The sequence below is a fragment of the Desulfotruncus arcticus DSM 17038 genome, assembly GCF_900113335.1.
Classification (GTDB): domain Bacteria; phylum Bacillota; class Desulfotomaculia; order Desulfotomaculales; family Desulfallaceae; genus Desulfotruncus; species Desulfotruncus arcticus.
The window spans coordinates 1-20,044 of sequence record NZ_FOOX01000015.1; the positions used below are offsets into that span (position 1 = coordinate 1).

Genomic DNA, 20,044 nt, shown 5'->3' on the forward strand with positions numbered 1-20,044 from the left:
CCGCTGCTTGCCTCAATTGTTGTCATGCTGCTGGTTCCCAAGTCGGCTCCCTTGATTGCCATGTTCATGCTGGGCAATTTGTTTATGGAGAGCGGCGTGGTGGAAAGGCTGACCAACGTCAGCCGCAACGAGTTAATGAATATTGTTACCATCCTGCTGGGCGTGGCTGTTGGTTCCACCATGACAGCGGAGGTGTTTTTAACCTGGAAAACCATCGGCGTGTTCATTATGGGCGTCGTGGCCTTTGCCTTTGCTACGGCAGGCGGTGTGTTGATCGCCAAATTTATGAATTTATTTACCAAGAACAAAGTCAACCCGTTGATCGGGGCGGCCGGCGTTTCGGCAGTGCCTATGGCGGCCAGGGTTGTGCATAGCATGGGTACTGAGGCCAACCCCCAGAATTACCTGCTGATGCACGCAATGGGTCCCAACGTAGCCGGCGTTATCGGCACCGCGGTGGCCGCAGGTGCCTTCATCGCCGCGATAATGTAAAAATAGCTGTTATCCAAAACCTGTAGGGGACTTAATTTGAGTCCCCTACAGGTTTTGTCCGGGTATTTATTTTGAATAGTATGCTGGTGATAGCAGAAGAAAGATTATGGTAATACAAATGAGGATAGGTTATAATTTAAGCAAAGATGATTTTTTCAGAGGTGTTCGTTATGCTTACGAAAAAAAATCAAAAACAATCCCAAACCGTCTATAAAAAATCGGTGGGTATCATTGTAAATCCTTTGAAACGAAGGCAAATTGCCCGAAGGAAAGCGGCTGCCGAAGCATTGAAGGGCATTTGGGCAGATAAGGATGATTCCTTTTTCACGGAGCGGTAGCTCATGCGAATCTTGATAGATACCAATATTCTAGTTGACTATTTTCGTTCACAAAGAGGTTCCCGCCCTAAAAATCCGCGGCAAGCATATTGCTGTCAACAAGCGGTTCAATTCATTGACCAGTCGATTGAACAGGATGTGGAATTGTTAATATCGTGTCACACCTTTAAGGAATTGCTTCAATATAAGAATATTTCGACACAAGAAGAAAGCCGGATATTGGAAAATCTCCCTTTAATGTGTGATATTCTTGAGACCAATAAGGACGTTGCTCATATTGCTGGTTTATTTTCACGCCAGTCCTCAGAATACCGCGACCACCATGTAGAGGACTGCTATATAGCAGCCACGGCCATAGCCTACAAGTTGCCGCTATATACCCGAAACCCGGGTGATTTTAAATATGTTCCGCACCGGGATCTGGAAATAGTGGTCCCATATCAATATCGGTTCGGTGTAACATCATAGTGAAAAAAACCAACCAGCCTTCAGGCTGTTTTTTAGTTGGTATCCATTTTTATTATTATATCGTAATCATGCAGTTATTATAGTTAGTTTAAGCCTGCCCCCCTGATTCGGTTCATTTTGCGGACGATGGTGGACTGGTCCACCCCCAGTGCCTTGGCTGCTTTGTGGGTGCTGCCGAGTTCTTTTAGTGCCGTCCCGATCAACTGCCGCTCCAGCTCCAGCTGCGCCTTCTTTAGGGGCATAATCCCGTTGACCGTAATTTCCCTGGTGTCGTCGGCAGCTTCAGTTGGTTTGACCTGAGATTGCGGGGTGAAATCAAAGGGGATTTCCACCGACTGCACAATTTCCCCGGGTGAAGTCACCAGCAGCCGCTCTACCACGTTTTTGACCTCCCGCACATTGCCCGGCCAGGAATGATTCAGTAAATCCTTATATACGCCGGGGGAGAATTCCTTGCTGATGCCGTAAGCCTTTTCAAAATGCTTTTTAAAATAATAAACCAGCGGGATAATATCATCTTTTCTTTCCCGCAGGGGCGGAATTTTAATGGGCACCACGTTCAGCCTGAAATACAAGTCCTCGCGGAATTTCCCCTGCTGCATCAATTCCTCCAGCTGCTTGTTGGTGGCGGTGATAATGCGCACGTTCACTGAGCGTGGTCTGACCCCGCCCACCCTGGTAATCTCTTTTTCCTGGATGACGCGCAGCAATTTAACCTGAAACGGCAGTGGCAGGTCGCCCACTTCGTCCAGAAAAAGCGTTCCGTTGTCGGCCAGTTCGAACATGCCCGGCTTGCCTTCCCTGTTGGCGCCGGTAAACGCGCCCTTATTATAACCGAAAAGCTCGGACTCCAGCAGGTTTTCGGGAATGGCGCCGCAATTAACGGTGATAAAAGGTCCGCTGCTGCGCTTACTGTGCTTATGAATAGTTTTGGCCACCACTTCTTTGCCTACACCCGACTCGCCCAGCAGCAGCACCGTGGAATCAACCTGGGCCAGGCGCAAAGATATTTCCATGACTTCCTTCATGCTGGTGGATTTAATCACCACATTTTCCTGTTCGATAAACTTTCTGCGTAATTGGGCCAGTTCGTCGTGGTAGCGCTTACTAAGGGCCATGCTTTGCTCCAGCTGGTTTTTAAGCTGATTAAGATCGGTCATGTCTCTGATATTAATTACCACCCTGACTATTTCGCCCTGCTGGTTATGCACCGGGTTTCCGGTTATTAATAAATTATGGGCCGTATTCTGCTCAGAAACAGTGACGGCTTCATTTTTCTCGACAATGGCTTTGGTAATGGACTTGGTGTAAATGCCGCTGTTTACCAGGTCCTGGGTGTTCATTTCCTGCAGGGCGGACGGAGAAATACCTGTAATTCTTTCATTGGCCCGGTTGGCCCTGATGATCTTTCCGTCACGGTCAGTAATTAAAATGCCGTCATAAGAAGATTCAATAATGGTCTCAAGTTCTTTATTCAACTGTTTTACAGAACTGAGCTCTTCAGAGATAAACTCAATCTCCGAAATGTCCTGGAAAACACCAATAGCTCCCACAACTTTGCCCATTTCAATTATCGGGCTGCGGTTGGTCAGGTAAGTATGAGTTCCCGAGGAATACTCCACTGAAAATTTATAGTGGGACTGGTACTGCCCGTCCTTTAAAATGTCCAGCAAACCCTGGGGAATAATGACTTCGGAGAGGTGGCGCCCCAGGGCCTCGCTTTTATCTCTGCGGGTGATTTTCTCCGCAGCCTGGTTGAACATGGTAACAACGCCATCTTCGTTGATAGCGATTATGCCATTATGAGCCGAGTCCATAATGGTTTCAATTTGCTGGAACATGCTGCTGGCCATTTTAAAAAGAGCCTGCGCCGCTTCCGTCCTGCCCATTATTCCAGTTGTCCGGCCCCGGCTGTTAATCACAGGGAAAACATTGGCGGGCATGGTCCAGGAATCTGTAACGGGTGAATCTTCCCTTAAGACATAAATATCTTCCTGCATAATGGCCTGTACCTGCGTGCCTTCGGAGAGCATTTCCGGCCCTGCATTTACTATTTCCTCCCCTGTTACAATGCCCACCACTTTTCCCTGATCGTTGACAACCGGAACCCCGGGCAGCCCTGTGCTGCTGAGAATTCTCCAAGCCTCCAGTGCTGATGCTAAAGGCCGTATAATTATATCGCATTTGGTCATTACTTCTCGAACTCGCATAGAAACGCACCAGCCTTTTCATTAGATGAAACCTTGTTTTGGCTTCCCACTATCATTACTTTATCTTCTTTTCAATAGTAAATCAATTAACTAGATCTGCTAATCTCGTTAACCGCCGCTAAGACTCCCGCCTCTAAAGGCGGGAGTCTTAGCGGCGATAAACTCGAAATAAGTGCGACTAAGGTTCAGGTGGGGTCAAAACCCCACCTGAACCAAGTCTTCCTTATTGCCAATTGTGAAAATATTAAATAATTTTTAAAAATATAGAAGGATTTTATGATTATGTGTATAAAGATAAATAAAACAATTTGTGAAATAGATGTTCCACTAGGCGAAATATGGAGGTGTTGATCCGTTGAATGAGGGCATTTTTTCAACGGAAGGCAAATCGCAGGAAAAATCCGCCGGAAGCGTTCGTTCGGTTGAACGGGCCGCCGATATCCTTACCTGTATGGGAAGCGGAGAAAAAACTTTAACGGAAATCAGTGTTGAGCTTGGTCTCAGTAAGGCCACGGTATACAGAATTTTAGGCGCGCTGCGTAATAAAAACTTTGTTTCCAGGGACGCCGACAGCGGAAAATATTACCTGCACTGGGGGCTGACAGGCCTGTTAAATGCCGGCTTGGAGCAGGGGGTGGTGCAGAGCGTATATCCTTTAATGGAAAAATTATGGCGGCTGACGGGCGAAACCGTGACTTTGTACATTAAAAAAGGCTACAACAGGATTTGTGTGGCTGAAATTGTCAGCCAGCAACCGTTGAAATTTGCCGTAGGCGTGGGTACTGTAGTGCCGATTAACGCCAATACCGGCTCTCCGGGCAAGGTATTTCTTGCTTACATGAACCGTCATGAAGTCGATGAATTTCTTAATCATGAGCACGCCAGCCAGGGGTTTAAACCCACCGGCCAGGGGCTGTTGTTAAAAGAACTGGAGGAAATCAGAAAAAGGGGGTGGGCTGTCAGCTACGGGGAGCGGATCAAAGGCGGGTCCAGTCTTTCAGTTCCCGTCTGGGACAGGTCCGGAGATGTGGTGGCGTCTCTTAACCTTCTGGGTCCTTATGTCAGACTCAATGAAGAAGTTTTGTTGGGGTATTTGGACCTGCTTAAAGAGTGCGCGGAAGCTGCTTCTATTCGCCTTGGCGGATCCCCGGCCAAGTTCTGGGAGGTGAATCCGGATTGAGAAAAAATGGGGGTAGAAAATTCGAAAAATTTCATCTAGCGAAACAAATCTGAAAAATTGGGAGGTTGGAAAAATGTTTAACGTGAAACGTGCCAACATTTTACTGCTTTTAGTTGTTGCCACATTGCTCACAGTGGCCCTGGTTGTGTCGGGCTGCGGCGGCAGCGGCGGAGAAGAGCAAGGCGGCGGCGAATCTGCCAAGCTTGAAAGGATATCAATTGCCACCGGAGGAACCGGCGGTACATACTACCCGTATGGGGGCGCGTTGGCCGGTATCATCAACAATAAAGTGGAAAACGTTGAAGCCACAGCTGAAGTAACCGGGGCATCGGTGGAAAACGCCAGACTTATCGGCAGCGGGGAGGCCCAAATGGGGCTGTTGATGAACGATGTGGTATATCAAGCTTATAAAGGTGAAAACCAGTTTGATAAGCCCATCGAACTGCGTACGTTTATGGGCATGTACGCTAATGTAATGCACGTAGTTGCGCTGGCTGATTCCAGTGCCAAAAGCATATCGGATCTAAAAGGACTCAAGGTATCGGTAGGGGCGCCGGGTAGCGGTACCGAGAATATGAGCAACCAGGTGCTTGATGCCCTTGGTATCGGCTATGACGCCTTCCAGGTATTCCGCCTCTCCTTTGCCGAAAATACCGAAGGTTTGCGCGACCACGTTATCGATGTGGGCATCTGGTCCGTGGGCGCACCCACTTCCTCCATTATGGACCTGGTGACAACCCACAAAATCAACATTATACCATTTACTGATGAGGATATGAACAAAATCACCCAAAAATATCCATACTATAATGCCGTTACTCTGCCTGCCGGCACTTACAGCGGGTATGATGTTGATGTTAAAACTCCGGCTGTTTGGAACAGTGTGGTGGTGAGCAAGGATATGTCTGAAGAATTGGTTTATAACCTGGCCAAGACTATATTTGAGAGCAACGCCGACCTGGTGGCTGTATATGCGGGCGCCAAGGAAAGCACGCCCGAAAATACCAGAGCCAGCGCCGTTATCCCGCTGCACCCCGGCGTAATCAAGTACCTCCAGGAAAAAGGGCTTGATGTGCCGGATAATCTGATCCCGCCGGAAATGAAGTAGGGCTGTGAAACCGGGAGCTGTGAAGGCCCGGCCTGGTTTGCCGCTTATTTGTATATTAACACTGTTGGTGATAGCCGCCGCCATCCTGATTGGGACGGCGGCCTATCGCCCCACCCTGGTGGTGCGGGATGCTGAATCCGGAAAAGAGCTGGTGCTGGGATCTATCTCAGAAGGCGACGCCTTTGATCTTGATTTTATCCATTCGGTGGATATCTTGCCGGTGCAGGATCATTTTGTTTATAAAAATAAAGAATTATACTTGATGCAGACAAAGTGTCTTTCTTTCGGTGCCGGCCTCGGATATATGGGGCAGGGGACTTTGCAGGAAAAGGGAAAGTGGAGTGAGATTGACAACATGAACCGGCGAGTTGGTGCTTTACCGCTAAGAGTCGGAACCATTGCTGATCACACAATTGTTTATAAAGGAAGGAAGTACCGCCTGTCCGACTACTTTACGCCCAAATCACTGGTTAAAGTCGGAGTCGAACGTAAGAGGAATTTTTTATGGGGGAATGGTAAATGAGCAGTGACGTCACTGGCAAAAATAATAAAGGACTGCAAAAGGGGCGGCTTACCCCCGGTTTAATTTTAATTGTGGCCCTTGCCTTAACTTTTTTTCACTTATACACCTCCGGGATATCCATGTTTGGCGCCTGGATGCAGCGTGATATCCATTTGACTTTTATACTGGTTATTGTTTTTTTAATCTTTCCTTTTGCCCGCAAGGGTCAACAGGATGAGGCATCGGTGTTGGATTATTGTTTAATTGCCCTGGCTCTGGCGTCAGGAGCCTATATCCTATTGTACAATCAGGACATTGTTATGAGAGCCGGCGCGCCCAATACACCGGACTTGATTTTTGGCGGGATTATGATCCTGCTGATTCTGGAGGCTGCCCGCCGGGCAACGGGGTGGGTGCTGGTAATAATCGCCGGAGTTTTTTTAATTTATAATTTTGCCGGGCCTTATATTCCCGGGATGCTGGGGCATAAAGGTTGCTCCCTGGGCCGGGTCGTTTCGCAAATGTATTTGACCACGGAAGGTATTTTTGGTACGGCTCTGGGGGTTTCCGCCAGTTATATCTTTTTGTTCGTATTTCTCACCTCCATGCTGGAAAAGTTGGGTATGGGCGACTTCCTGCTGCGTCTGGCCATGGCGGTTATGGGCAGATTTGCCGGTGGCCCCGCCAAAGTCGCGGTGCTGGCCAGTGGCTTTATGGGATCGATCAACGGCAGTGCCGTGGCCAATGTGGTTGGAACCGGTACCTTTACCATACCGTTAATGAAACAAAACGGGTATAAACCGCACTTTGCCGGAGCTGTAGAGTCCTGCGCTTCCTCCGGCGGCCAGCTGATGCCGCCGATCATGGGCGCTGCGGCTTTTATCATTGCCGAATTTTTGGGCATTCCTTATATCAATGTAGTTGTGGCCGCTATTATTCCGGCATTTCTTTATTACATGTGCGTCCTTTTGGGTGTGCACTTTGAAGCCTGCCGTTTGGGCCTTACCGGTCTGCCGAAGGCCGAACTTCCTTCGGCCAGAGCTGTTTTAAAAGAGGGCTGGTTCTTTTTAATCCCGCTGGGTGTCCTGGTATTTTTCCTGGCCGTGCTGCAATATACGCCTGTCCGGTCGGGTTTTTATTCCATCATCGCCATGTTTCTGGTCTCCCTGGTTAGCAAGGACAGCCGGATCAACTGGGATCGTTTTAGAGAAGGTGCTATTGCCGCGTCACGCAACACCATCACTGTGGCTCTGGCTTGTGCCGCCGCAGGGTTGGTTATCGGCAGCATTAATTTAACCGGGGCGGGCCTTAAAATCTCTTCCGCTATTGTGGCGGCCTCCGGGGGGACGCTATGGCTGGCTCTTCTGCTAACTGCCGTGGTGGCGCTGATTATGGGCATGGGGCTGCCGACTACGGCTGCATACATCGTAACCGGCACCATGGCTGCGCCGGCGCTGATCAATTTGGGCGTAGTGCCTCTGGGCGCTCATTTGTTTGTGTTTTATTTTGCCATTATTTCCGCCATTACGCCGCCGGTGGCCCTGGCTGCCTACGCCGCTGCCGGCATTGCCAGGGACAATCCCATGAAAATTGGCGTTACCGCTTGCCGGCTGGGTTTTGCAGCGTTTATCGTGCCGTTTTTGTTTGCCGTGCAACCGGCCCTGATCGGTGTGGGAGATGGCATACATATTGCATGGTCTAGTTTTACGGCGCTAATCGGTGTTGTTGCCCTGGCAGGCGGAAACATTGGTTTTGTGGTTTGCAATGCCACATTATGGGAAAGGGCTTTGCTGATCGGCGGCGCACTGTTATCCCTGCACCCGGGGTTCTATACTGATTTTATCGGGTTGGGGATGATTGCCCTGGCGCTGGCTGCCAATATTCTCCGGGGAAAAAAAACCGGCGTCACTGCCGCGTCCGGTAATTTAACCCGCTAGCGTTTGCCGGGGATAATGGCCGGCGATACCGGGTATCCGTTTGGCTTATGTAACAGCCGGCGCAAACTCACAACTTGGAGGGAGTGGACCTTGACGGACAGCAACAATGCAAACAAGCAGATGTCACTTAAAGATGAGGTAAAAAAATACGTAACAGATGGGTGCAGTATCACTTTCGGCGGCTTCATTGGCCGGGATGGTGTGGCTGCGGCACATGAAATCATCAGGCAGGATATCAAGAACCTGACGGTAATTGACGACAGCAAAACCGACGTTATGGATTTGCTGGTAGGTGCCGGTGCCGTTAAAAGGTGGGAAGGCGCTTACCTTGGTTATGGCGCCATCGGATTGGCTCCAAATATCAGACGGTCCGTGGAGAAAGGCGTACCGCTGAAAATAGAGTTGGAGGACTGGTCCAACGCCGGCATCAGCATGCGCTTTCTGGCCGGCAGCTTAAACGTTCCCTTTATGCCCACCAGGTCGATGCTGGGGACGGACATCGTCAAGTACAACCAGCGGATTAAAGTGATCGAAGAACCCTATGAGGGCACCCCGGTGGCCCTTGTTCCGGCGGCCCACCCGGATGTGGCTATCATTCACGTGCAGCGGGCCGATGTCATGGGCAATGCCCAGGTATGGGGTTTCACCGGTAATGACGAAAATAAGGCCCGTGCCGCCAGGCATACTATAATCACTTGTGAGGAAATTGTATCCACTGAGGAAATCCGGCGCCAGGGCAATCTGACCCTGATCCCGTTTTACTGTGTTGATGCTGTGGTGCAGGTGCCGTACGGGTGCCACCCACAGTCCTGTTATGGCTACTATGCCTACGATGTATTGTTTTGCGGTGAGTATCACGAGTCGGCCAAAGACAGGGATAGCTTTTTGCGGTGGTTGGACCGCTATGTGCTGGGCACGGCGGACCATCTTGCTTACTGTGAAATGGTGGGCTGGGACAGACTGCAAAAACTGAAGGGATTGGAGCGCCGCTTCAATCGCATTCCGGGCTAAGGAGGATATAATTGATCATGGGCGATAAACGATACAGCGCATCGGAATTAATGGCTATAACCACCGCCAAGGAATTTAAAGACTGGGAAGTCGCCTTTGTAGGCATCGGCATCCCCCTGGTGGCCGGGATCACCGCCAAGCGGTTTCATGCTCCCAACCTGAATATTGTGTATGAATCCGGCTGCATCGGGCCGCAAAAATACCGGGTGGATTTTAACGTCGGGGATTCTTCGGCGGCGGATGGCGCACTGTGTCTCACCTCGGAGTGGCGCGTATTCAGCGACATGCAGTGCGGGTACTACGATGTGGGGGTACTTGGCGCGGCTCAGGTGGATAAATACGGCAACCTTAACACTACCGCCATTTTGGGCGAGCAAGACTACCAATCCCCCAAAGTACGCCTGCCGGGCAGCGGTGGCGGCAACGACATCGGCTCAAATATCGGACGGGTCGTGGTGATGCTCAGACTGGAGCCGCTGAGGTTCGCGGAAAAGGTGGATTACCTTACCACGCCCGGCTTTCTGGACGGCAGCCCGGATGCCAGGAAAAAAGCCGGCTTGTTGGGTAGCGGTCCTGTCGCTGTAGTCACTGACAAGGCGTTATTTAGATTTGACCCGCAAACCCATGAAATGTACCTGGATACCGTCTACCCCGGTGTAGACGTTGGGGAAATTAAAGCGCTGGTGGGCTGGGATTTAAAAATTGCTCCGCAATTAAAAACCGCTTCCGAGCCGACGGAGGAGGAACTGGCGGCCGTCCGGGCGGCTGATCCGGCCAACCTGATCATGGGTGGGGCCGCGGCCAGGAAAGGTTTATCCGGACTGGATGAATATATTGAAATTACCGTTAAAAATTCAGGAAAATAATAAAGAAGTGAATATTATATAGCTTTCCATACAATCAGCCAGGAGCTAGGCCCCTGGCTGATTGTTATTTGTCCGGTTGTACGCGGCTAGTTGTTGCTAAAATGGCTGCCGGCCGGGCGGGTAATGTGAAAGCGGTATTTCTCACCCCGATACGCGGCAATTCTATATTCGGTTGGACGCCCGTCGGCGGTATATACAATAGTGGTTACCTGGAGTAAAGGATGGCCTGGTTTAATGTTTAATATTTTAGCTGTGCTCTTATCCGCCACAATTGATTCAAAGGACTGGGTCAGCATGGCAGGAGTCACGGTCGAGATATTCTTGTATAAATCGTAGGTTGAGAATGAATGTCCTTTTTGAATCTTTTCCTGAACCAGAGCCATCATTTCTTGGCCAATTGCTTGGGGGAAGTAGGAATTATAAATGACCAGCGGTTCGTCATCGCCAAGACCCAACAGGCAAACATGGGCGATATTGGATTGCAGGGGAATGGCCAAAATTGTAGCAAGATTGAAATCCGCGGAAATAATATGGCATGACAGGCACTTGGTTGAAGGTTTGATTCCTTTCCGGTGCAGGGTTTCTTCGAAAGGGGTGACCGTAATTAGTTCCTGATCCACCCCGGGGGTGGCCACAAAGGTGCCTTTGCCATGGCTCCTGTAAATAAGTCCTTCATTATCCAGTGCCGCCAGTGCCTGTCTTACGGTGATGCGACTGACTTTATAAATGTTGCATAACTCTTTTTCCGAAGGCAGCCGGTCAGTTGGCTTTAAATTTCCTTTCTTGATCTCTTGCTTGATCAGTTCTTTGAGCTGTAGGTAAAGGGGCACGGATTTATCGTGTACAAGCATTTTTAATCTCCTTTGCCGCGGTAATTATAATCGATAAATAGTGCTTATATCAAGAATATAACATGTTGGTTGTTCTTCAACAATATGTGGATTTGCATCCCGTCCGGGAGATCAATTAAAAAAAGTTTCTTTATAAAAAATTTTTTGAAAAAGGGAAGGGAAATAAAAATTTATATCGAATTGAACATAATTATAACATGTTATAACCAATATTGCCATCTTGGTGGCGGCATCTAAAGTGTGGTATTTAAAGGAAACGTTGGACGATGTTATTAAATTGGGCCTGACAACAAGCGCTATTTGAGAAAGGAGGTGTTAAAAATCGGCGTTAAGCTTGTTAAGGTTGGTATAACAACTGGTTGGGAGAAAAATATGCTTGTACCCGGGTGGTCTCTGATTTATACCGTCAGAGGGTGCCTGGAAGCGGTGGAAAAAGCCGGGGGAGTGCCTTTGCTGCTGCCAGTGGCGAACAATCAATCCACCCGGCAAGAGGTTCTGACAAGTATTGACGCGCTGATCGTCAGCGGAGAAGTGCTCAGTGTTAAGCGTAATGTATTAAAAGGTGGTAACCCGAAAGATTTGTCGGCCCAAAACCCGCTCCGGTTTGCCAATGAAAGTGCCTACATTCTTGGCGCGCTGGAACGGAATATGCCTATTTTGGGAATCTGCCGCGGTTTGCAGGTTTTGAACATTGTATGTGGCGGTTCCATGTTTTTGGATGATATCCACCACCTACCGGGCAGGAGCAATGTTCAACACCACCAGGGAGACAAACCGCCATCGGAAACCGTACACGAGGTGGTGTTTACGCCCGACACTGTGCTGACCGAACTTACGGGTATCAATAAGGCCAGGGTTAACAGTTTCCACCGTCAGGCGGTAAAAGAACCTCCGTCAGACTTCCGGGTGATAGCCCGCGCCGATGACGGTATAATTGAGGGCATCGCCGGCACCCGGCGCGATTTCGTGGTTGGTGTTCAATTTCATCCGGAAGTGCTGCCTGATCCGGTCTGGGGCAAATTATTCAATGGTTTGATTGAAGCCGGTAAAAGCTATCAGAAAGTGAACAAATAAACTTTGATTAGGAGGGATACATATGGGATCAGCACAGATGATCGGGCCGGTTCCGCTTGAAGTTTTCTGGTTGCTTGAATTGCTGATAGTAATTGCGGTAGTTTTTATAGCATTTAAGCGGCCCATTTACGAGGCCATGGCCATTGCCTTTGCTTTTACCATTGTGATGACCGGTCGCTATGACCTCTTTTGGATTAAACTTTTGGCCCCGACAACAAGCGGACTGTTTTACATCATTGTGGGTTTTCTGGTTTTTGCTTATATTTTAGGGCAAACCAGGGTAGTTGATAAATTGATTAATGTAATCCTGGCCGCCGTGGGCGGTCTGCCCGGCGGGGCCGGATATGTTTCCCTGTTGGGCAGCTCCGCTATGGCCACCATGACCGGAACTGGTCCGGGAAATGTGGCCGCCACGGGTGTATTTACCATTCCGGCGATGATTAAAAGCGGTTTTCCCCGTCCCCTGGCGGCAACGGTAGAGATGTCGTCCAGTATGATGGGCAACCAGGTGGGGCCCGGCTTGAACCTGGTTTGTTTCGCCATATTAAGCGCCCTGTACCCCGACCAATACTCACTGTCCACTTTTTGGCTCGGACTTTACGGAGTATTCGGCTGGCTCATTATTCATCGCTGGCTGACCTTGATTGGCTTTTGCAAATACTATAAGGTTAAACCCATTCCCAAAGAAGAACGCCCCAAATTGTTGGATTCCTTAAGGGAAGGTTGGAAAGCGCTGCTGATTCCGGTTCTTATCCTTGGTCCGATTATGATTGATTCACTGTTGAAAAATACGTTAATTAGCCGCTTCGGAGAAGCAGGGGCCAAAGCGTTTTCCGGTTCGGTGCTGCTCTTTACCGTGGGCCTGTGCACCGTATATGTCCTTATTATCGGCAGGAATTTAATCCCCGGCGGGTTTAATGTCTCCGGCATTTATACTATGTTCCGGGATAGTCTGAAAAGTGTGGTCCCGGTGTCCGCCACCATATACCTGGCCTATGCCATCGCCCTTATCTTCCAGGAAATAAAAATGGATGAAGTCATCCAGAGCTGGTTTCTTACCTTTGGTCTGGGCAAACTTGGATGGGCAATAATGGTGGTGGTATTTACCGCCTTCCTGGGGATGATTTTGCCCGGTTCCTCCCAGGTGGCCATTCTTGGCGGCGCTATTATCTCCACCGGTGCGGCAGTCGGCATTAATCCCTTTTTGGTAGCGGTGGTGCTCCCGGCGCTTACCGGTGTAATGGAAGGCATGACACCACCCCTGGCCCTGGCTATGTACACTGCGATGGGTATTGCCAAGTCGAAATTTTGGGAGACCGCCAAACTGGCCTATCTGTGGATATTTGGCCACTTCATTGTGACTTTGCTGTTATTGCTGGGGATTCTGCCGGTCTTAAGATAAATTTGTTGCGGGTGAGGTGTTAAATGTGAAAAAGCAATTAGAAAACCTGTTAAGCAACCTGTTCGGTATTTTCATAATTGTGGCAATCTGTATTGGCGCGGTGGCTGCACTTATGTTTGCCGTTGGATTTATTGCCGGTGAACCGGCGGGGGCAAATATGGCCCTGCTGGGGAAAAAGATCCTGGATTATGGGATCAAAATCGCCGCCGTGGGTGTGCTCTGTGGGTTGATTAATTTTTACACCTGCGGAGAGCATGAACTTACTTTAAAAAATACCGACCAAGAATAAATAACAAGCAGGAATAGGTAAATCAATGCCGAAGCATAAATAAAGAGGTTATAACATGTTATAAATACTATACTATGAATACTATGGAGGAAGGGACAATTATGAGCGCCAAATCACTATCATTTTTGTGTCCTAACGGGCACCTGGGCTTTGCGCCGATCAAAACCGGCAGTTTCTACCGCGGTATCAGCCAAAAACCTGATTTTATCCTGGCGGACTCGGGCAGTGATGATATCGGCCCGGTTCCCCTGGGTGTGGATATCTGCGCCAGTCCGCTGCAGTGGCAAAAGCACGACCTGGAGGTAATGCTGGTCGAGGCCCGTAAACTTGGGGTGCCAATGATTATCGGTTCCGCCGGAGATACGGGAACCAACAGCCGGGTGGATATGTACGTGGAAATTATCAAAGAATTGGCCCGCAAGCACAAAATCCCCCCATTTAAATTGGGTTACTTTTACTCGGAATTGGGCCGGGATTACCTGGTGCGAAAAATACAAAACGGCCAGGTGCTTAAAGGGCTGGACGGGCGACCGGACCTGACTGTGGAGGATATTGAAAAAACCGACCGGGTGGTGGCCGTGGCCGGCGTTCATCCTTATATCAAACTGTTGGAGATGGGCGCCGATGTAATTATCGGCGGGCGCTCCAGCGATTGCGCGATATTTGCCGCACCCGCGCTACGGACCGGTTTTCCCGAAGAACTTTGCTACTATCTCGGTAAAGTAATGGAATGCGCCTCTTTCTGCTGCGAACCTTACGGCGGCAAAGAAACTATCATTGGCACCATTACCGGAGAAGACGTCAAGGTAACAGCCATGCATCCCGAACAGCGCTGCACCGTGGCCTCCGTGGCCGGGCACGCCATGTATGAAAGATCAAATCCTTATTATGAGTATGTAGCCGGCGGCATGCTGGACATGAGCAATTGCAAGTATGAGCAGCATGATGAAAAAACCTGCCGGATTACCGGCCCGAAATTCGTCCCGGCGGATGAATTAAGGGTTAAGATCGAGGGGGCCGGCAAGGTGGGTGAAAGATACGTCGGCATTGCCGGTATCCGCGACCCCTATACCATTCAGCACATCGACAAGGTCATCGAGTGGGCCCGGCAGCAAGCGGTGGAAAGGTTCGGTGATACCGGTTATGAGCTGCACTACCGGGTGTTTGGCAAAAACGGCGTTATGGGCGATCTGGAGCCGGTCAAAGAAATCCGGTCCCATGAGCTGTGCGTGGTTGTGGAAGGCATTGCTCCGACCGGGGAAATGGCCCACGAAGTGTGCATGACCGGCACCAGGCAAATGTTTTATGCCAGGTTGCCCGAGGTGAAGGGAACCGCCGGCGGGGTGGCTTTTGTCCTGGATGAAGTGCTGCCGGCCAGTCCGGCCTGCGCCTGGACCATGAACCACACCGTGCCCGTGGCTGATCCCATGGAACTGTTTAAAACCAATTTAATTGAAGTCAAGTAGTGGGGGGACGGAAATGAAAACCAAAAAGCTGGCCGAACTGGCTAAAACCATAAGAAGCAAAAACGCAGGAACAGATAAGATTACCTTCGATATTATCTTTCGGGAAAAGGAAAATTACGAACTGGTCAAAAAAAGCGGGGCATTAACCAAAGAAACGATCTGCCGAATTTACGGTATCAGTGAAAACAGAATTACTGATTTCGTTGAATTTGACCCGGCATATGCGATCAAATTTACCATTTACCGCGACCGGCCCAGCGGCAGCCCCGGTGAAGGGGACATCTTCGGGTGTCAGCAATATCCGCCTCTCTTAGATATTGAGATACCAATGAATTAATAGCTTGTGCTGTTAAGGCTATTATTGGAGGAGCCAGGGTTGACCGGCAAAAACAGTAACAATGCTAACAAGCTAAACCTCCTGGTTCCACTTCTTGACAACTTCCCGGTCGGGAAGTATTATTTAATTAAAGTTATCTTTATTAATTGGGAATACTAAAACTGAGGAACGGCGTGAGTGCCTCACCTAAACCGGGGCTTTACAGGTTTCCCAGGGTGCCGTAAACACCCTGGGAAACGCTATTTTACCACATTTTTCCCTAAATAGCTAATTTATTACTTTCTTGCCCTTAGTTCCAATTTCCCCACATTATCGAGAACATACCTCCGACCCTTGATCTGCGACCCAAAAGTGGAAGTGTGTCCCCTTTCCTGTTTTACCAAAAGAATTTTGTTTAATTTTTTGATTAAATGCCGAAATTTAAAAGATTTTGATCGTATACATCGAATTATTATTGCAATGGGATGCAATCTAGCATTATTTGATTCCTATTTGCATTGGATGAATGCATTGCACTCAGGAGCCGTGTTAAAAAATTATTATAGTTATGATTCTGTTCTGCATCATGTTTTTTGTATACATTTTTCAAAACATTTGTAATTGTACAACCTTCAATTGGCCTGAAATTTGCGTAAGGTTATCACCATGTTTTAAGAATTTCTTTGTAAAGGGGGTTTGGTTAATTTTTGCAATATTAATAAATATCTAATTTTAAGGAGGTTAATGTGTGAGCGGAAATAATAATGACAACTTTGTAAGAGTCCTTTCCCGCAAGGATGTGCTGGCCCTCGCGTTTGGCGCCATGATCGGCTGGGGCTGGGTGGTTATGGCGGGCTCGTGGGTTAGTACGGCCGGTTCAATGGGGGCCATGCTCGCTTTTGTGTTGGGCGGCCTGCTGGTGGTTTTGGTGGGCTTGACCTACTCCGAGCTGGCGTCGGCCATGCCGCTGACCGGCGGTGAACACGTTTACAGTTACCGCGCCCTTGGCGTAACGGCCTCATTTATTTGTACCTGGGCGATTATATTAGGTTACGTATCGGTAGTTGCCTTCGAGGCAGTAGCTCTTCCCACTGTTACGGAATACCTCTTTCCCGGTTATAAATTCGGATATCTTTGGACCATTGCAGAATGGGATGTCTATGCCTCATGGGTGCTGATTGGTGTTCTGGGTTCGATTTTTATTACTATAATCAACTATGTGGGCATCAAGGTGGCAGCATTTTTGCAATTGGTATTTACTATAGCCATAGCCTTGGTGGGCTTGGTGCTGATCGGCGGGGCAGCGGTAAACGGCAGCACCGCACATATGGAGCCGCTTTTTGTCAACGGCATGAAAGGCATCTTTGCCGTGGCTATTATGACCCCGTTTATGTTTGTGGGGTTTGACGTAATTCCCCAGGCGGCTGAGGAAATCAATATCCCTTATAAATCGATAGGCAAAATATTGATCGCTTCCGTCTTTTTAGCGGCATTATGGTATATTCTCGTCATTTTCGGCGTATCCCGCGCTCTGACGGCCGAGCAAATGAACAATGCCTCCCTGGTAACTGCAGACGCCATGACAGCGCTGTTTGGCGGGGCCTGGGCCGGCAAACTGCTGATTATCGGCGGGATTTGCGGCATCCTCACCAGCTGGAACGGTTTTTACATTGGCGGCAGCCGGGCGATTTACGCTATGGCCCAGGCCAAAATGTTGCCCTCATTTTTAGGTAAATTGCATCCAAAGTATAAAACACCTTATAATGCGATTATTTTAATTGGGGTATTATCAACTCTGGCGCCCCTGTTCGGTAGAAAAATGCTGGTCTGGCTGGTGGACGCCGGCGGATTGGGCATCGTGGCGGCCTATTTCATGGTTGCGCTATCATTTGTGGTATTAAGAAAAAAGGAACCCCAAATGGCACGTCCTTTTAAAGTTCAAGCGGGCAATCTGGTGGGATATCTGGCTGTAATATTAAGTGCATTGTTTATCCTTCTATACCTGCCCGGCAGCCCGGCGGCCTTGGTTTGGCCTTATGAGTGGCTAATTTTCCTCGGCTGGTCCGTTATCGGTATCGTCTTCTTTGTTTGGGCCAGATCTTCCTACGGCAAGGATGAGGCCGACAGAGCGATGCATGAGCACGTTTTTGTCAAGCTCAATAACGATAAAAATATTTCCGGATAACCATAACCTGCTTACGTTATTTTTATAACAGCGAAAAAGCCGGCGCAGCGCGGCGTCGGCAATTTTTTAACTTAAGGGGGTATCCTATGAGGCTGGAGGACGGGTTGGAGAACGTTTGCGGCGGGATTCTGATGGTGGATGCTTCCGGTGCAATCACCTACATTAACTCTACAGCCAGAGGTTACCTGAACTTAAAAAACAAGCCGTGGGCGGATCTTATGGTTTCCGACATCCTGCCTCGGTTTAATTTTGATCTTAAAAGCATTGACCAGGATCAAAAAAATCGGATCATGGAAGTTGCGGGAAAAACCTTAATTTTATGCTCCAGGACAGTTTTTCGCGGTACCGATCCTGTCGGGTTGGTCATTACCTTGAAAGATATCAGAGAACTGGAAGGAATCAGTGAGGAATTAGGCTCGGTAAAAAGCCTGTACCAGGAGCTAAAAGTTATATTTGATAATTCCTACGATGAAATCTTTGTAACTGACGGCAACGGTGTTGCTGTTCGGGTTAACAAGGTTTGTGAAAAATATTATGGCGTCACTGAAGATGAAATAATTGGCAAGCACGTCAGTGAACTGGAAAAGCTGAACTACTATTCGCCTTCGCTTGTTCCCAGGGTGCTAAAGGACAAAAGGCGGATTACGGCTGTGCAAACAGTGAAAAACGGCCAAACATTAATTGTTACTGCCAATCCTGTGTTTGATGACGCGGGACGTATTACCCGGATCGTCTGTAATTCCAGGGACATTACGGAATTAACCAACCTGCAGCAGCGCCTGGAGGATACCCAGAAGTTGGTGCAGACCTACAGGGAGGAGTTGGCCCAGCTAAGAAATGCCAACTTGCCGCGCAATGCAATTGTTGCCGAAAGCCAGTCCATGAAGCAAATTCTGGAAACCGCGGAAAGAGTGGCCCAGGTTGATTCCACCGTCCTGGTGGAAGGTGAGTCGGGGGTAGGCAAGGGCCTGGTGGCTTTAAGAATTCATCGCGCCAGCAGACGGGCCAAAGGTCCCTATATTGTGATCAACTGTGGGGCCATTCCGGAAAATTTAATTGAATCAGAGCTGTTTGGATATTCCGCGGGAGCATTTACCGGGGCCAATAAGGAAGGCAAAAAAGGACTCATTGAAATGGCGCACGGCGGTACTGTTTTTCTGGATGAAATTTCCGAGCTTCCGCTGCCCCTGCAGGTTAAGATCTTGCATGTAATTCAAGATAAAAAAATCATGCCGGTAGGGTCCTCCGATTATAAAGAGGTGGATATTAGAATTATTGCCGCAACCAATAAAGATTTGTATAAACTGATTGATGAAAATTTATTCCGGGAAGACCTGTATTACAGGCTGAACGTGGTACCCGTGGTTATACCTCCTCTAAGACATCGCAGAGAGGATATTCCCCATTTGATTAATCATTTTGTCAGAAAGTTTAACGAGCAATTGGGCACCAGGAAATCAATCAGTAAGGAAGTTATGAATACCCTAATAACATATGATTGGCCGGGCAATGTCCGGGAACTCGAAAATTTAGTCGAGAGATTGATGATAACTTCCGCTGCAAATATTATTGCCGCTATTGACCTGCCCGAACGTATCACTCAGGTTGGCGGCAGTTCGGTTAAAAATAAGGTTATGGTTGTCGACCTTTGCCCCATGAAGGATGCCATAGAGCAAATTGAAACTCAGCTGTTGGAAAAAGCGCACAGCAAATATAAGAACACTTATCGTATGGCTGAGGTTTTAGGAATCAACCAATCAACAGTGGTGCGCAAAATGAAAAAATATCTCGGTAAGGAATGATAAGCATGAGCAGTACCGGTATTTTTTCTGTAGATGTGGATTTGGGCGTGGTGCTGGCGAAACTGGTCAAGGCACCTGGTTACCAAAAGCCTAAAATTACCGTATCCCTTACGGGACCCGTTACAATATGTCACCTGGTGGATTATTTAGGAATACCCAGGGAATATATCAGTTTTGTTACTGTTAACAGCGAAAAAAAAGATTGGGCCTCCTCGCTGGGGCCCGGTGATAAAATAATACTGTTTCCCTATATAACAGGAGGCTGAAATTAGGAGTCAGGAGTCAGGAGACAGGAGTCAGAATAAGAGAACCGGTGAAAACAGTCAAGGGCTGGCTTTTAGGTAATGATTAAGTTGAATGATATTTGTAAATATTGGTATATTATTAGTTGATCTATTGGAACAAGGCCACAAAGCATTTTGCCTGCTAACGATTGACAATTAAATGCCAACTTTTTACTATCAAATAAATACTAAAGAAAATAAACTACTTATTTACTAACTACTGACTCCCGGTTACTGCTATTCTGACTCCTGACTACTGACTC

At 48.5% G+C, this 20,044-nt stretch carries 19 protein-coding genes; 17 read left to right on the forward strand and 2 right to left on the reverse strand.

Translation table 11 applies throughout. From position 1 onward, the window contains the following. From BM056_RS17985 to BM056_RS17990, 3 genes are all read left to right on the forward strand, one after another. Positions 1-492, forward strand: a 492-nt coding sequence (locus tag BM056_RS17985; protein WP_114319300.1) for a sodium ion-translocating decarboxylase subunit beta, incomplete at its 5' end; no start/stop codon positions are given. 170 nt (positions 493-662) lie between these two features. Then, positions 663-830, forward strand: a complete 168-nt coding sequence (locus BM056_RS26325) for a hypothetical protein (RefSeq protein WP_165613596.1) — start codon at positions 663-665, stop codon at positions 828-830. Between the two features lie 3 nt (positions 831-833). Next, positions 834-1,298 (forward strand): PIN domain-containing protein, encoded by a 465-nt coding sequence (locus BM056_RS17990; protein ID WP_092473015.1) that lies wholly within the window; start codon positions 834-836, stop codon positions 1,296-1,298. 83 nt (positions 1,299-1,381) lie between these two features. Here the strand turns inward: BM056_RS17990 and BM056_RS17995 are convergent, their stop codons facing one another. Continuing rightward, positions 1,382-3,508, reverse strand: a complete 2,127-nt coding sequence (locus tag BM056_RS17995) for a sigma 54-interacting transcriptional regulator (RefSeq protein ID WP_092473017.1) — start codon at positions 3,506-3,508, stop codon at positions 1,382-1,384. Between the two features lie 355 nt (positions 3,509-3,863). Between BM056_RS17995 and BM056_RS18000 the strand changes: the two genes are divergently transcribed. The 6 genes from BM056_RS18000 to BM056_RS18025 all read left to right on the forward strand — a co-directional run bounded on the left by BM056_RS18000 (position 3,864) and on the right by BM056_RS18025 (position 10,112). After that, positions 3,864-4,688 (forward strand): IclR family transcriptional regulator, encoded by an 825-nt coding sequence (locus BM056_RS18000; RefSeq protein WP_092473019.1) that lies wholly within the window; start codon positions 3,864-3,866, stop codon positions 4,686-4,688. Between the two features lie 73 nt (positions 4,689-4,761). Continuing rightward, on the forward strand, positions 4,762-5,796 hold the full coding sequence (locus BM056_RS18005) for a TAXI family TRAP transporter solute-binding subunit (RefSeq protein ID WP_092473021.1): 1,035 nt from the start codon (positions 4,762-4,764) through the stop codon (positions 5,794-5,796). Positions 5,797-5,800: 4 nt separating this feature from the next. Then, positions 5,801-6,319, forward strand: coding sequence for a DUF1850 domain-containing protein (locus tag BM056_RS18010; protein WP_092473023.1), 519 nt, complete (start codon positions 5,801-5,803; stop codon positions 6,317-6,319). Continuing rightward, on the forward strand, positions 6,316-8,235 hold the full coding sequence (locus BM056_RS18015) for a TRAP transporter permease (RefSeq protein WP_092473025.1): 1,920 nt from the start codon (positions 6,316-6,318) through the stop codon (positions 8,233-8,235). The genes BM056_RS18010 and BM056_RS18015 overlap by 4 nt, the downstream gene beginning before the upstream one ends. A 90-nt stretch (positions 8,236-8,325) precedes the next feature. After that, positions 8,326-9,246 (forward strand): CoA transferase subunit A, encoded by a 921-nt coding sequence (locus BM056_RS18020; RefSeq protein ID WP_092473027.1) that lies wholly within the window; start codon positions 8,326-8,328, stop codon positions 9,244-9,246. 17 nt (positions 9,247-9,263) lie between these two features. Then, a complete protein-coding gene (locus BM056_RS18025; RefSeq protein ID WP_092473228.1) occupies positions 9,264-10,112 on the forward strand; it encodes a CoA-transferase subunit beta in 849 nt (282 codons plus the stop codon). 86 nt (positions 10,113-10,198) lie between these two features. On the opposite strand, the gene BM056_RS18030 is transcribed toward BM056_RS18025, so the two are convergent. Next, positions 10,199-10,963 carry a GntR family transcriptional regulator gene (locus BM056_RS18030; RefSeq protein ID WP_092473029.1) on the reverse strand — a complete coding sequence of 255 codons (765 nt, stop codon included), beginning with the start codon at positions 10,961-10,963 and terminating at the stop codon, positions 10,199-10,201. A gap of 300 nt (positions 10,964-11,263) precedes the next feature. On the opposite strand from BM056_RS18030, the gene BM056_RS18035 reads away from it, so the two are divergent. From BM056_RS18035 to BM056_RS18070, 8 genes are all read left to right on the forward strand, one after another. After that, entirely contained in the window at positions 11,264-12,037 is a 774-nt protein-coding gene (locus BM056_RS18035) for a gamma-glutamyl-gamma-aminobutyrate hydrolase family protein (protein ID WP_131820789.1), read from the forward strand. Positions 12,038-12,059: 22 nt separating this feature from the next. Beyond that, on the forward strand, positions 12,060-13,439 hold the full coding sequence (locus tag BM056_RS18040) for a TRAP transporter large permease subunit (protein ID WP_207648214.1): 1,380 nt from the start codon (positions 12,060-12,062) through the stop codon (positions 13,437-13,439). Between the two features lie 25 nt (positions 13,440-13,464). After that, entirely contained in the window at positions 13,465-13,728 is a 264-nt protein-coding gene (locus BM056_RS18045) for a hypothetical protein (RefSeq protein ID WP_092473033.1), read from the forward strand. 74 nt (positions 13,729-13,802) lie between these two features. After that, entirely contained in the window at positions 13,803-15,194 is a 1,392-nt protein-coding gene (locus BM056_RS18050; protein ID WP_238456535.1) for an acyclic terpene utilization AtuA family protein, read from the forward strand. Positions 15,195-15,207: 13 nt separating this feature from the next. Beyond that, a complete protein-coding gene (locus BM056_RS18055) occupies positions 15,208-15,531 on the forward strand; it encodes a DUF4387 domain-containing protein (RefSeq protein WP_092473037.1) in 324 nt (107 codons plus the stop codon). A 727-nt stretch (positions 15,532-16,258) separates the two neighbouring features. Further along, the gene (locus BM056_RS18060; RefSeq protein WP_238456536.1) at positions 16,259-17,695 is read left to right on the forward strand and encodes an APC family permease; all 1,437 of its coding nucleotides are present in this window, start codon (positions 16,259-16,261) and stop codon (positions 17,693-17,695) included. Between the two features lie 86 nt (positions 17,696-17,781). Continuing rightward, on the forward strand, positions 17,782-19,497 hold the full coding sequence (locus BM056_RS18065; protein WP_092473039.1) for a sigma 54-interacting transcriptional regulator: 1,716 nt from the start codon (positions 17,782-17,784) through the stop codon (positions 19,495-19,497). Positions 19,498-19,502: 5 nt separating this feature from the next. Beyond that, a complete protein-coding gene (locus BM056_RS18070; protein ID WP_092473041.1) occupies positions 19,503-19,763 on the forward strand; it encodes a ubiquitin family protein in 261 nt (86 codons plus the stop codon). Positions 19,764-20,044: the final 281 nt, after the last annotated feature.